Here is an 11,857-nt window from a genome sequence, read left to right on the forward strand (position 1 = left end):
CGCCGCGTTGTCGGAACGCCCGATTACGTCCAGTAGGCGGGCGATCCTCCGCCTTGCGATGCACGGCACCAGATGCCGCGAGCCGCGCCCTTCGGGCGCCCGGCGCCACTTTCGAAACACGCCCTAGTGCCGCTCTAGTGCCGCGTCAGGCAAGGTTCGCCGCGTCGTCGAGTGGCGTCGTCCCGCGAGGCGTGCCGTTGCGGGCCGTCCCGGGGGGTCCCCTTCGCGCAGGATGGGGGCATGACCACGCGGACGCGGCACCTCCAGAGCGTAGAGACCCCGGCGGGCGAGGCCCGGATCACCTGGCACGGAACGGCGCGGCCCCGCCTCGTGCTCGCCGTGAGCCACGGCGCGGGCGGCGGGATCGAGGCCCGGGACCTGGTCGCGCTCGCCGCCGCCCTGCCGCCGCGCGGGATCTCCGTCGCCCTGGTGGAGCAGCCCTGGCGGGTGGCCGGGAAGAAGGTGGCCGCCGCGCCCAAGGCGCTGGACACGGGCTGGCGGGCCCTGTGGCCCGCGCTGGCGGAGCAGGGCCTTCCGGTGGTCGCCGGCGGGCGCAGCGCGGGGGCCAGGGTGGCCTGCCGGACCGCCGCCGGGCTGGGGGCCGCCGGGGTGCTCGCGCTGGCCTTCCCGCTGCACCCGCCGGGCAGGCCCGAGAAGACCCGGCTGGCGGAGCTGACCGGGGCGGGGCGGCCGACACTGGTGGTACAGGGCGGCCGGGACCCCTTCGGGAACCCCTCGGAATTCCCGGTTCCGGGCGCGGGGGACACGTACCGCCTGGTGGAAGTGGCATACGGCGATCACGGCTTCGCGGTCCCGAAACGGGCGGACACCACCCAGGAGGAGGCCCTCGCGGTGATCACCGGTTCGGTCGCGGACTGGCTCCTGGATCTGCCGCTCTGAGGCCCGTACGGAGGGCGGGCCGGGGGTGACCTGACACATTCCGGGCGGTGTGACGTACCTCCCGTCCGGTCCGTAGGCCGCCGTGGGGAAACTGCCCGGGCGCCGGGGAATGCCGGGCCCCGGCGGCGCTGTTGAGCGGGATGTCGGAACGTACGAGATCTCGCCGAGGGAGAGGGAGCGCATGACCCAGGTCATCAGTCAGAACCGTCCGCAGGCCGCCAGTGGCCTGGAGTGGACGGTGCTGCCCGGGTCCAGGCACGGCGCCCTTCGGGCGGCGGATGGCCGGGAAGGTCGACTATTCTCCGATTCGAGCGGGTCCGCTTTCGGAGCCGCCACGCAGTCGGAGGAGGTGGGTCCTGTCGCTGGGACCGACGAAGGCCACGCGGAGGAGACGACCCCGGAGCGCAACGCGCGTTTCGAGCGGGACGCCCTCGGCTACCTCGACCAGATGTATTCGGCCGCGCTGCGCATGACGCGCAATCCGGCCGACGCCGAGGACCTGGTCCAGGAGACGTATGCGAAGGCGTACGCGTCCTTCCACCAGTTCCGCGAGGGCACCAACCTCAAGGCGTGGCTCTATCGCATCCTGACGAACACCTTCATCAACTCCTACCGCAAGAAGCAGCGCGAACCCCAGCGCAGCGCCGCGGAGGAGATCGAGGACTGGCAGCTGGCGCGTGCCGAGTCGCACATGTCGACGGGACTGCGTTCCGCCGAGTCGCAGGCGCTCGACCACCTGCCCGATTCGGACGTGAAGGAAGCGCTCCAGGCCATTCCGGAGGAGTTCCGCATCGCGGTGTACCTCGCCGACGTAGAGGGCTTTGCGTACAAGGAGATCGCGGACATCATGGGTACGCCCATCGGTACGGTCATGTCGCGACTGCACCGTGGACGCCGCCAACTCCGCGGAATGCTGGAGGACTACGCCCGCGAGCGCGGGCTGGTTCCCGCGGGCGCGGGAGAGTCGAACGACCGGAAAGGCTCGGGCTCATGAGCTGCGGAGATCCGCACGAGACGGAGTGCTCTGAGGTCCTGGACCACTTGTACGAGTTCCTGGACCGCGAGATGCCCGACAGTGACTGCACGAAGTTCGAGACGCACTTCGGCGAGTGCAACCCCTGCCTGGAGAAGTACGGCCTGGAACAGGCCGTGAAGAAGCTGGTGAAGCGCTGCTGCGGGTCGGACGACGTGCCGCAGGACCTGCGCTCGAAGGTGATGGGCCGGATCGAACTGATCCGTTCCGGGCAGGCCGTACCCGATCACGACGTGACCGCGGGACCGGCGACTCCGGCCACCGGCTGACCGTCCTTCCGCCGTCTCCGGCCGTTCTCCCGCGGCCTCCGGCCGCCCGCCGGCCGTTCTTCCGCCGTCCGTCGGCCGCCTCGGCCGCCGGCTGTCGAACGGCCGCCCCCGGAAAGCGACTTCGTTCACCCGAAGGTGCTAATCCGGGGGTGCCCGGACGGCCCAACGCGGGAATGTGCCCCGCTGCGCGCGGGGCCCCACCTATTCTCCCCTTCCGGTACCGGTCCGCTCCGGTGCCCGGCCTTGACGCCACGGGGAGGAGAGCGCCATGCGGGCACTTCCGCCGGGGGCGCGCGTCTACATCCTCTGCGCAGTCCTCGCGGCCCTCGCCTGCGCCGCTCCCGCGCTGACCGGCCCCGGCACCCCCTGGGCGGCCGTCGCGACGCTCGGCGGCCTCTACCTCCTGTGCGAGCTGGTGAAGATCTGCCCGCGCCTCGGCGACCGGGTCCCCGAGGGGATCGGCTCCTTCTTCCCCGTCGTCCTCGCCGCGGTGTACCTGCTGCCGCCCTCCGCCGCCGCGCTGGTGGCGGCGCCCGGCGCGCTGGCCGGGACGGTCGTCCAGCGGCCCGTCCTGGTGCGCCGGGTGTGGCACGGGGCGCAGCAGGCGATCGGCGCCTGGGCCGCGGGGCAGGCGTACGGGCTGCTGGGCGGCCCGGGCGCACTCGGCGGAGCCGGGGGCTCCGTGCTCGGGCCGGTCGGCGGCGCGGATTCCGGCGGGATGGCGCGGTTCCCGTACGCCGTGCTTCCGGCGGCCGTCGCGGCCGTCGTCTTCTGCCTGGTGCTCACCGCCCTCGACGCCGGGGTCCTGGCCACCGCCGAACGGCGGACCGCCGCCGCCCGGCACGGGCTGCCGACCCTCTCCCAGGCCTCCTCCGGGGGGATTCCCGGCCTCGCCCCGCACTGCGTGCACGGCCTGGCGGGGCTGATGATGGCGGTCATGTGGCGCAGCCCCTACGGCCTGGCCGCCGCGCTGCTGGTGCTGCTCCCGATGTACATCTCCTGCTGGGTCTTCGCCCAGTACCACCGCGAACGCGCGGCGCACCGGGACACCATCCGGGCCCTCGTGCACGCGGTGGACATCAAGGACCGCTACACACGCGGTCACAGCGAGCGCGTCGGCCAGGCCTCCGCGATGATCGCCCGCGAACTGGGCATGGCCGGGGACCGCCTGGAGGTGGTCCGGATCGCCGGGATCCTGCACGACGTCGGCAAGATCGGCGTGCCCACCCGGCTGCTGCGCAAGGACGGCCCGCTGACCCCGGAGGAGCGGCGGACCATCGAACTCCACCCCGAGTACGGGCACGAGATGGTCCGCGGCATCGGCTTCCTCGGCGAGGCCCGGGCCGCGATCCTGCACCACCACGAGCGGGTGGACGGCTCCGGCTATCCGCACGGGCTGACCGGCGAGCAGATCCCGGTCCTGGCCCGGGTGGTGGCGGTCGCCGACGCCTTCGACGCGATGACCTCGACCCGCTCCTACAGCCGGGCCCGGCCGGTGCCGACCGCGCTGGGCGAGCTGGAGCGGTGCGCCGGGGCCCAGTTCGACCCGGACATGGTGCTCGCCCTGGTCCGCGCGATCGGCCGGCACGGCTGGCACCCCGTGGTCACCTCGGACGAGGACCTCCAGGTGATCCCGCGGACGGCCGGACCCCGGCAGACCCCGCCCCCGGCCCCCGGCTCCGGCCCGCCCGCGCCGGCCGCCCCCGGCCCCGCACCCGGCCCGCCCGTGCTGCCCGGGCTGCCCGCGCAGAGCGCCCAGGGCGGGGCGGCCCGTACGCGCACCGACGCGGGCGGCGGCGCCACCGGGCCCGGGGGCTCCGGATGAGGCCCGGGGGCGCCTGGGCCGTGCGCGCGGCGGCCGCGGCCCTGACCCTGCTCGCCCTCGGGCACACCCTGTGGCAGGGGGTCACCGAACCCGGGACCGCCCTCTGCTTCGGGATCCTCATCACCGTCGGGGAACTCGCCCGCCGCGATCTGCGCGCCCCCTCCTCGGACCCCCGGCACGAGGACCGCCACCCCGCGCCCCTGGGCTCCGCGGGCGCCCTCGCCTACGCCCTGCTCGGCCAGAACGCCGGGCAGCCCACGCACCACGGGGTGCTCCAGATCGTCGCCGTCGTCGTCGCGTCCGCCCTCGCCGGAACCGTCCCGCACGTCGCCAGGGGCCGCGGGCCCGCCGCCGACCACCTGGCCCGCCGGGTGCTCTCCGTCGGCTTCGCCGCCGCGTGCTTCCAGCCGCTCTACAACTCCGGCCGGCTGGAGGAGCGCGTCGGCCAGGGCCCGTATCTCGTGCTCTTCCTGCTCCTGCTGCTCGGCCTCACCGCCCTGTGCGACGCGGTGCTCGCCGCCGCGCTCGCCGGCCCGCGCACCGGATGGCCGTACGGGCCGCTGCTGCGCGCCGAACTGCGCGCCCTGCCCGGCATCGGCTCGGCGATCTGCGCGACCGGCGTGGTGATGGCGCTGGGGGTCGCGGTCGCCGGGCTGTGGGCGCTGCCCGTGTTCAGCGTGCCGCTGCTCCTCACCCAGATGTCCTTCCGCCGGATCGGCGCGGTCCGCACCACCTACCGGCAGACGATCACCTCCCTGGCCCGGGCCACCGAGATCGCCGGGTACACCCGCCCCGGGCACGCCCGCCGGGTCGCCGCCCTGAGCTGCGCCGTCGGCCGCGAGCTGGGGCTCTCGGACCGGGAGCTGACCGTGCTGGAGTACGCCGCGCTGATGCACGACATCGGGCAGCTGTCCCTGGTCGACCCGGTCCCGGCCGGGGCCACCGCCGCGCTGCCCGCCGCCGAGGCCCGCCGGATCGCCGGGCTGGGCGGCGAGGTCGCCCGCCGCAGCGGGGTGTCCGCCGCGGTCGCGGTGGTCGTCGAACGCCAGGCCGACCCCTACCGCGACCAGCCGGTCCTGGCGCGCATCGTGCGGACCGCCAACGCCTACGACGACCTGGTGGGCGGAACCCGTCACCCGGGCGGCTCCCTGGCCGCCCTGGAGCAGCTGCGCCTGGGCACCGGGCACGACCACCACCCCGAGGTCGTCGAGTGCCTCGCGCGGGTTCTGCGGCGCAGCGCGTCGAGGCGGGACGGTGCGCGCCTGGAGCGGCCGAAACGGGATGGGCGCGGGCGCGCAGGACGTGCCAGAGTTGTACCGGGCCGACCTGGATAACCCATGGGTAATGAGCGGCCGGATCCGTGGGCATGGTTGGATGCGAAGTGAGAGTGTCCGCAAGGCTGCACTGTTGCATCGTTGGACCGGCAGGCGGGAATCGTGAGGATCTTCGGGAAGGTACGGCATCGGCCCTCCGCCTCGTGGCGGCAGGCCACCGACCGCGCGTTCACGCTGATCGGCGACGGTCGGTACGAGGACGCGGGCGCGCTGCTCACCAGAGCCGCGGACCTGGAGCCCTGGCTGTCCGAGTCCTGGTTCAACCTCGCCCTGCTGCACAAGTTCCGGCACGACTGGGAGCAGGCGCGGTCCGCCGGGCTGCGCGCCGTGGCCCTGCTGGACCGCGAGTCCGGCGCCCCCGACTGGTGGAACGTGGGCATCGCCGCCACGGCCCTGCAGGACTGGCCGCTGGCCCGCCGGGCCTGGCAGGCGTACGGGCTCAAGGTGCCGGGCGAGGCCACCGGATCCGGTGAGCCCGTCGGCATGGAGCTGGGCAGCGCGGCCGTCCGGCTGTCGCCCGAGGGCGAGGCCGAGGTGGTGTGGGGCCGCAGGCTGGACCCGGCCCGGATGGAGGTCCTCTCGATCCCGCTGCCCTCCTCGGGGCGGCGCTGGGGCGAGGTGGTCCTGCACGACGGCGTGCCGCACGGCGAACGCGTGACCTCGGCCGGACCCTCGTACCCGGTGTTCGACGAGATCGAGCTGTGGGCGCCCTCACCGGTGCCGACCTGGGTGGTGCTGCTGGAGGCGGCCACCGAGGCCGACCGGGACGCCTTGGAGCAGCTGGCCTCCGACGCGGGCTTCGCCGCCGAGGACTGGTCCTCCTCGGTGCGGCTGCTGTGCCGGACCTGCTCGGAGAGCGCGATGCCGAGCGGTGAGGGCGACGGCGACCAGCTGGATCCGCACGACCACAGCGAGCCCGGTCACCCCGGCCCGCTGGGCCACCGTACGACCGGGTCCGGTTCGCTGTGGGTGCCCGAACGCGAGTGCGGGATCGCGGCGCCCCCCGGACTGGTGCGCGGACTGCTCGACGGATGGGTCGCGGACAGCCCGGACAGCCGTGAGTGGCGGGATCTCGAAGAAGTCTGCTGACAGTGGGCCGTAGGCTGTACCGGCACATCGGTGACTTACGGAAGGCGTACGGCGGACATGGCGCAGCAGGAGAACGAGGTCGTCGAGACCGGGAACGACGGATACGTCGTGGACACCGAGGACTGTGCGGAGCGTGAGCTGGCCCACCGCGAGCGCGGCACCGCCCGCCCCATCACCGTGGTCGGCAACCCGGTCCTGCACCGCGAGTGCAAGGACGTCACCGAGTTCGGCGACGAGCTGGCGCGGCTGATCGACGACATGTTCGCCAGCCAGAAGGCCGCCGAGGGCGTGGGCCTGGCCGCGAACCAGATCGGCGTGGACGCCAAGGTCTTCGTCTACGACTGCCCGGACGACGACGGCAACCGGCACACCGGCGTGGTGATCAACCCCAAGCTGGTCGAGCTGCCCGCCGCCTCACGGGTGCTGGACGACTCGAACGAGGGCTGCCTGTCGGTCCCCACGGCCTACGCCGCGCTCGCCCGCCCGGACCACGCCGAGGTCGAGGGACAGGACGCCCAGGGCAACCCGATCAAGGTGCGCGGCACCGGCTACTTCGCGCGCTGCCTCCAGCACGAGACCGACCACCTGTACGGGTACCTGTACATCGACCGGCTGTCCAAGCGCGACCGCAAGGACGCGCTGCGTCAGATGGAAGAGGGCACCCCGCGCTACGAGACGGTCCCCAACGCGTAGCACGGCCGTACGCCGTGCACGCAAGGCCCCGCTCCAGGACGAGGAGCGGGGCCTTGCGTGTGCGGGACCGGGTCGGCGTGCGGCCCGGATCAGGGTCGCGCGGGGCCGATGATCGTCCAGCCGGTGTCGGTGGCGGAGGCGGTGGCCGCCGTACCGCCGAGCATCAGGGCGGCGAACGCGACGGCCGCGAGCGTGCGGAGCGTACGAGACATGGGAACCCCTGTGGATGGCTGTGAGGTCCGGGCCGGGACGCCGTGCGGGCTGGTTCGGGCCGGGTGGCCCCCACCGTACGTCAGCGCGCATTGACGAACGGTGGAGGATCGAGCCAAACGACAGGCTGTTTCCAGCCGTACGGCGTGTTCCCGTCGGATCGTGTGCCTAGAAGTCCTCGTCCAGGTCGACGGTGCCTTCGACCGCGACCTGGTACGCCGACGGGCGGCGCTCGAAGAAGTTCGTCAGCTCCTGGACGCCCTGCAGCTCCATGAAGGAGAACGGGTTCTGCGAGCCGTACACCGGCGCGAACCCGAGACGGACCAGGCGCTGGTCCGCGACGCACTCCAGGTACTCGCGCATCGACTCGGTGTTCATGCCCGGCAGACCGTCACCGCACAGGTCACGGCCGAACTGCAGCTCCGCCTCGACGGCCTCCTTCAGCATGTCGACGACCTGCTGCTGGAGCGCGTCGTCGAACAGCTCCGGCTCCTCCTTGCGGACCGTGTCCACGACCTCGAAGGCGAAGTTCATGTGCATGGTCTCGTCGCGGAACACCCAGTTGGTGCCGGTCGCCAGACCGTGCAGCAGACCCCGCGAGCGGAACCAGTACACGTAGGCGAAGGCGCCGTAGAAGAACAGGCCCTCGATGCACGCCGCGAAGCAGATCAGGTTCAGCAGGAAGCGGCGGCGGTCGGCCTGCGTCTCCAGCCGGTCCAGCTTCTCGACCTCGTTGATCCACTTGAAGCAGAACTGCGCCTTCTCGCGGATCGAGGGGATCTCCTCGACCGCGTCGAAGGCCGCCGCGCGGTCGTCCGGGTTCGGGAGGTAGGTGTCGAGCAGCGTCAAGTAGAACTGGACGTGCACGGCCTCCTCGAACAGCTGGCGCGAGAGGTACAGGCGCGCCTCGGGCGAGTTGATGTGCTTGTACAGGGTCAGCACGAGGTTGTTCGAGACGATCGAATCACCCGTCGCGAAGAACGCGACCAGGCGGCCGATCATGTGCTGCTCACCGGGCGTCAGTTTCGCCAGGTCGGCGACGTCCGAGTGGAGGTCGACCTCCTCGACGGTCCAGGTGTTCTTGATCGCGTCCCGGTAGCGCTCGTAGAAGTCCGGGTAGCGCATGGGACGCAGGGTCAGTTCGAAGCCCGGGTCGAGCAGGTTCTTCTTGGCCGCGGCCTTCGTGGTGGTCGAGCTCATTACTGGCAGGCCTCGCAGGACTCGGGGTTCTCAAGGGAGCAGGCGAGCGCCTCGGCGTCGGCGTCGGCCTGCGGGAGCGCCACCGGGGTGGCGGCCTGCGCGGCGCGGGCGATCTTCGTCGCGGGGCGCGAACGCAGGTAGTACGTGGTCTTCAGGCCCTGCTTCCAGGCGTACGCGTACATCGAGGACAGCTTCCCGATGGTCGGCGTCTCCAGGAACAGGTTCAGCGACTGCGACTGGTCGAGGTACGGCGTACGGGCCGCCGCCATGTCGATCAGACCGCGCTGCGGGATCTCCCACGCCGTGCGGTACAGCTCGCGGACCTCGGCCGGGATCCAGCCGAAGCCCTGCACCGAGCCGCTGGCGTCGCGCAGCGCCTCGCGGGTCTGCGCGTCCCACACGCCGAGCTTCTTCAGCTCGGCCACGAGGTAGGCGTTGACCTGGAGGAACTCACCGCTGAGGGTCTCGCGCTTGAAGAGGTTGGAGACCTGCGGCTCGATGCACTCGTACACGCCCGCGATCGAGGCGATCGTGGCCGTCGGGGCGATCGCGAGGAGCAGCGAGTTGCGCATGCCGGTCTCGGCGATCCGGGCGCGCAGCGCGTTCCAGCGCTCCGGCCAGTGCTGCGTGGCGTCCGCGTAGTGGTCCGGGTGCAGCACGCCGCGCGCGGTGCGGGTCTGCGACCAGGCCGGGACCGGCCCGTGGCGCTCGGCCAGGTCCGCGGAGGCCTCGTACGCCGCGAGCATGATCCGCTCGGCGATCTTCGTCGACAGGGCCTTGGCCTCGGCGGAGTCGAAGGGCAGCCGCAGCTGGAAGAAGACGTCCTGGAGGCCCATCGCACCCAGGCCCACCGGCCGCCAGCGGGCGTTGGAGCGGCCCGCCTGCTCGGTCGGGTAGAAGTTGATGTCGACCACGCGGTCGAGGAAGGTCACGGCGGTGCGGACGGTCTCGTCCAGCCGCTCCCAGTCCATCACTTCCTGCCCGTCGCCGGCTCCTGCGAGCACGAACGCGCCGAGGTTGACCGAGCCGAGGTTGCAGACGGCGGTCTCGTCGTCGTCGGTGACCTCCAGGATCTCGGTGCACAGGTTCGAGGAGTGCACGACCCGGCCCGGCTCCGCGGTCTGGTTCGCCGTGCGGTTGGAGGCGTCCTTGAACGTCATCCAGCCCTGGCCGGTCTGCGCGAGGGTGCGCATCATCCGGCCGTAGAGGTCGCGGGCGGGCATGCTCTTGCGGGCCAGGCCCGACCCCTCGGCCGCGCGGTAGGCGGCGTCGAACTCGTCGCCCCACAGGTCGACCAGTTCGGGCACGTCGGCCGGGGAGAACAGCGACCAGTCGGCGTCGGCGTTCACGCGGCGCATGAACTCGTCCGGCACCCAGTGGGCGAGGTTCAGGTTGTGCGTACGGCGCTGGTCCTCACCGGTGTTGTCGCGCAGCTCCAGGAACTCCTCGATGTCCGCGTGCCAGGTCTCCAGGTAGACGGCGGCGGCGCCCTTGCGGCGGCCGCCCTGGTTCACGGCGGCGACGGACGCGTCCAGGGTCTTGAGGAACGGCACGATGCCGTTGGAGTGCCCGTTGGTGCCGCGGATCAGGGAACCGCGGGCGCGGATGCGGGAGTACGACAGGCCGATGCCGCCCGCGTGCTTCGACAGGCGCGCGACCTGGTGGTAGCGGTCGTAGATCGAGTCCAGCTCGTCGAGCGGGGAGTCCAGCAGGTAGCACGAGGACATCTGCGGGTGCCGGGTGCCGGAGTTGAAGAGCGTGGGGGAGGACGGCAGGTAGTCGAGGCGGCTCATCAGCCGGTAGAGCGAGGCCACTTCCTCGACGGCCGGGATGCCGTCGTTCTCGGCCAGACCGCAGGCCACGCGCAGCATGAAGTACTGCGGGGTCTCCACGACCTGACGGGTGATGGGGTGGCGCAGCAGGTAGCGGCTGTGCAGGGTGCGCAGGCCGAAGAAGCCGAAGCGGTCGTCGGCGCCCTCGGTGATCGCGTGTTCGACCAGCGCGTCCAGCCGGGCGGCGTGCGTCGTGACGAACTCGGCCGTACGGTCCGCGATCAGGCCCTCGCGGTGGCCGACCGCGACGGAGGCCGCGAAGGAGGTGGCTCCCTGGCCCGCGGCCTCGTCGGCGATGGTCAGCGTCAGCAGCCGGGCGGCGAGCCGGGAGTACGCCGGGTCCTCCGAGATCAGGCCCGCGGCCGCCTCGGTGGCCAGCCCGCGCAGCTCGGCCTCGTCGGCGACGGAGCTGCGGCCCCGCAGCGCGGCGGCGGCGACCCGGCCGGGGTCGGTGTCGGCCAGGTCGGCGGTGAGGTCGGTGAGGGTGCGCAGCAGCGCGGCGCCAGGACCCTCGGTGGCCTCGGGCTGGGCGGACTCGGCGCGCGGTGCGGCAGGCGCGATGGTCACGTGGGGGGCTCTCCCTCGCTCGGCTCCGGATGGCTCGGAGGCGGGGCGAGGTGGCTGCCGTGCGGGCGTACGGACGTGCGGACCCGGGCAGGGCAGGCACGCGGCACCACATGGCGTCCACCGGCCCAACCGCGAGGCCCGGACGTATCGGCGTCCGGGCCGGTCGGCCTGGGCGCACTGTCGGCAGGTCCTCGGACTTGCGGCAGCACCAATGGGTGATTGGGTGCAGTTCATACCGTTGCGGGACAGTTCCGGATTCGCACCGGATTCCCCTGCGGCGACAGCGAGCACGAGCATACATGTGGGGGCCGCCCGATGAACGACCCCCCACATGTTGTGTCGGCGCGGCTACAACTCCGCGCGATACGTGAGCAAAGGGACGGCCGGGACCGGGGCCCAGTCCCGCTCCGGGGTCCGGATGAATCCGAGCCGCTGGTAGATCCGGTGGGCCCCCAGCATGGCCGCCTGGGTGGACAGGACCAGGTGGGTGACCCCCTCCAGGGCCCGTGCGCGGGCCATGCAGGCCCGTACGAGCGCCTCGCCCGCGCCCCGCCCGCGCGCGTCGCGGGAGACCGCCAGCATCCGGAATTCCGCTTCGTGCGGCGCGGCGATATCGGCCAGTGGGCTGCCGGGTGCGGCGAAGGTCACTCCGCCGAGCACCCGCCCGTCGTGATCGGCGACGAGCACCTCCCCGTCGGCGGCCCGCCCCGCGACATCGCGCAGCACGGCCAGGTAGAACTCGTTGTGCTCGAAGCTCAACAGCCCGTCGTCGAGATAGGCCTGAGCCGTGAGGTCGCCCAGCTCGTCGTACTCGGCGGGCAGTGCCGCCCGGATGACTATGTCCATGGGACGAGTGTGCGACAGGGGGACGGAGAAGGCCGCCCCGGTTAACCCCCGCGGGGGAA

Annotated in this window: 11 protein-coding genes and 1 riboswitch; of the genes, 7 read left to right on the forward strand and 4 right to left on the reverse strand. The window is 72.6% G+C overall.

Going from position 1 to position 11,857, the window contains the following annotated elements; all coding sequences use genetic code 11:
- Positions 1 to 240 precede the first annotated feature (240 nt).
- The 7 genes from QMF80_RS00005 to def all read left to right on the forward strand — a co-directional run bounded on the left by QMF80_RS00005 (position 241) and on the right by def (position 7,143).
- Entirely contained in the window at positions 241 to 900 is a 660-nt protein-coding gene (locus QMF80_RS00005) for an alpha/beta hydrolase family protein (RefSeq protein WP_283448358.1), read from the forward strand.
- 349 nt (positions 901 to 1,249) lie between these two features.
- Positions 1,250 to 1,894 carry a sigma-70 family RNA polymerase sigma factor gene (locus tag QMF80_RS00010; protein ID WP_030709911.1) on the forward strand — a complete coding sequence of 215 codons (645 nt, stop codon included), beginning with the start codon at positions 1,250 to 1,252 and terminating at the stop codon, positions 1,892 to 1,894.
- On the forward strand, positions 1,891 to 2,202 hold the full coding sequence (gene rsrA / locus QMF80_RS00015) for a mycothiol system anti-sigma-R factor (RefSeq protein ID WP_283448361.1): 312 nt from the start codon (positions 1,891 to 1,893) through the stop codon (positions 2,200 to 2,202). Before QMF80_RS00010 ends, rsrA begins: the two co-directional genes overlap by 4 nt.
- Positions 2,203 to 2,470: 268 nt before the next feature.
- Positions 2,471 to 4,027 carry an HD-GYP domain-containing protein gene (locus QMF80_RS00020; RefSeq protein WP_283448363.1) on the forward strand — a complete coding sequence of 519 codons (1,557 nt, stop codon included), beginning with the start codon at positions 2,471 to 2,473 and terminating at the stop codon, positions 4,025 to 4,027.
- The gene (locus tag QMF80_RS00025; protein WP_283448364.1) at positions 4,024 to 5,361 is read left to right on the forward strand and encodes an HD-GYP domain-containing protein; all 1,338 of its coding nucleotides are present in this window, start codon (positions 4,024 to 4,026) and stop codon (positions 5,359 to 5,361) included. Before QMF80_RS00020 ends, QMF80_RS00025 begins: the two co-directional genes overlap by 4 nt.
- Before the next feature lie 102 nt (positions 5,362 to 5,463).
- Positions 5,464 to 6,450: a tetratricopeptide repeat protein gene (locus tag QMF80_RS00030; RefSeq protein ID WP_283448365.1), complete on the forward strand. Its 987-nt coding sequence runs from the start codon at positions 5,464 to 5,466 to the stop codon at positions 6,448 to 6,450.
- 57 nt (positions 6,451 to 6,507) lie between these two features.
- Positions 6,508 to 7,143 (forward strand): peptide deformylase, encoded by a 636-nt coding sequence (gene def / locus QMF80_RS00035; protein ID WP_283448811.1) that lies wholly within the window; start codon positions 6,508 to 6,510, stop codon positions 7,141 to 7,143.
- Between the two features lie 89 nt (positions 7,144 to 7,232).
- Here def and QMF80_RS00040 read toward each other — a convergent pair whose 3' ends face one another.
- The 4 genes from QMF80_RS00040 to QMF80_RS00055 all read right to left on the reverse strand — a co-directional run bounded on the left by QMF80_RS00040 (position 7,233) and on the right by QMF80_RS00055 (position 11,798).
- Positions 7,233 to 7,355, reverse strand: coding sequence for a hypothetical protein (locus QMF80_RS00040; RefSeq protein WP_283448366.1), 123 nt, complete (start codon positions 7,353 to 7,355; stop codon positions 7,233 to 7,235).
- A 166-nt stretch (positions 7,356 to 7,521) separates the two neighbouring features.
- The gene (locus tag QMF80_RS00045) at positions 7,522 to 8,553 is read right to left on the reverse strand and encodes a ribonucleotide-diphosphate reductase subunit beta (protein ID WP_283448367.1); all 1,032 of its coding nucleotides are present in this window, start codon (positions 8,551 to 8,553) and stop codon (positions 7,522 to 7,524) included.
- On the reverse strand, positions 8,553 to 10,952 hold the full coding sequence (locus QMF80_RS00050) for a ribonucleoside-diphosphate reductase subunit alpha (RefSeq protein ID WP_283448368.1): 2,400 nt from the start codon (positions 10,950 to 10,952) through the stop codon (positions 8,553 to 8,555). The genes QMF80_RS00045 and QMF80_RS00050 overlap by 1 nt, the downstream gene beginning before the upstream one ends.
- 165 nt (positions 10,953 to 11,117) lie before the next feature.
- Positions 11,118 to 11,249, reverse strand: a riboswitch (cobalamin riboswitch).
- Between the two features lie 51 nt (positions 11,250 to 11,300).
- A complete protein-coding gene (locus tag QMF80_RS00055; protein WP_283448369.1) occupies positions 11,301 to 11,798 on the reverse strand; it encodes a GNAT family N-acetyltransferase in 498 nt (165 codons plus the stop codon).
- Positions 11,799 to 11,857: the final 59 nt, after the last annotated feature.

Source organism: Streptomyces sp. G-G2, from assembly GCF_030063135.1.
GTDB lineage: Bacteria > Actinomycetota > Actinomycetes > Streptomycetales > Streptomycetaceae > Streptomyces.

Excerpts from the sequence above, each read along its gene's own strand:
- rsrA (WP_283448361.1), top strand. The coding sequence starts at position 1,891 with ATGAGCTGCGGAGATCCGCACGAGACGGAGTGCTCTGAGGTCCTGGAC.
- QMF80_RS00005 (WP_283448358.1), top strand. The coding sequence starts at position 241 with ATGACCACGCGGACGCGGCACCTCCAGAGCGTAGAGACCCCGGCGGGC.
- QMF80_RS00025 (WP_283448364.1), top strand. The coding sequence starts at position 4,024 with ATGAGGCCCGGGGGCGCCTGGGCCGTGCGCGCGGCGGCCGCGGCCCTG.
- QMF80_RS00020 (WP_283448363.1), top strand. The coding sequence starts at position 2,471 with ATGCGGGCACTTCCGCCGGGGGCGCGCGTCTACATCCTCTGCGCAGTC.
- QMF80_RS00055 (WP_283448369.1), bottom strand. The coding sequence starts at position 11,798 with ATGGACATAGTCATCCGGGCGGCACTGCCCGCCGAGTACGACGAGCTG.
- QMF80_RS00045 (WP_283448367.1), bottom strand. The coding sequence starts at position 8,553 with ATGAGCTCGACCACCACGAAGGCCGCGGCCAAGAAGAACCTGCTCGAC.
- QMF80_RS00040 (WP_283448366.1), bottom strand. The coding sequence starts at position 7,355 with ATGTCTCGTACGCTCCGCACGCTCGCGGCCGTCGCGTTCGCCGCCCTG.
- def (WP_283448811.1), top strand. The coding sequence starts at position 6,508 with ATGGCGCAGCAGGAGAACGAGGTCGTCGAGACCGGGAACGACGGATAC.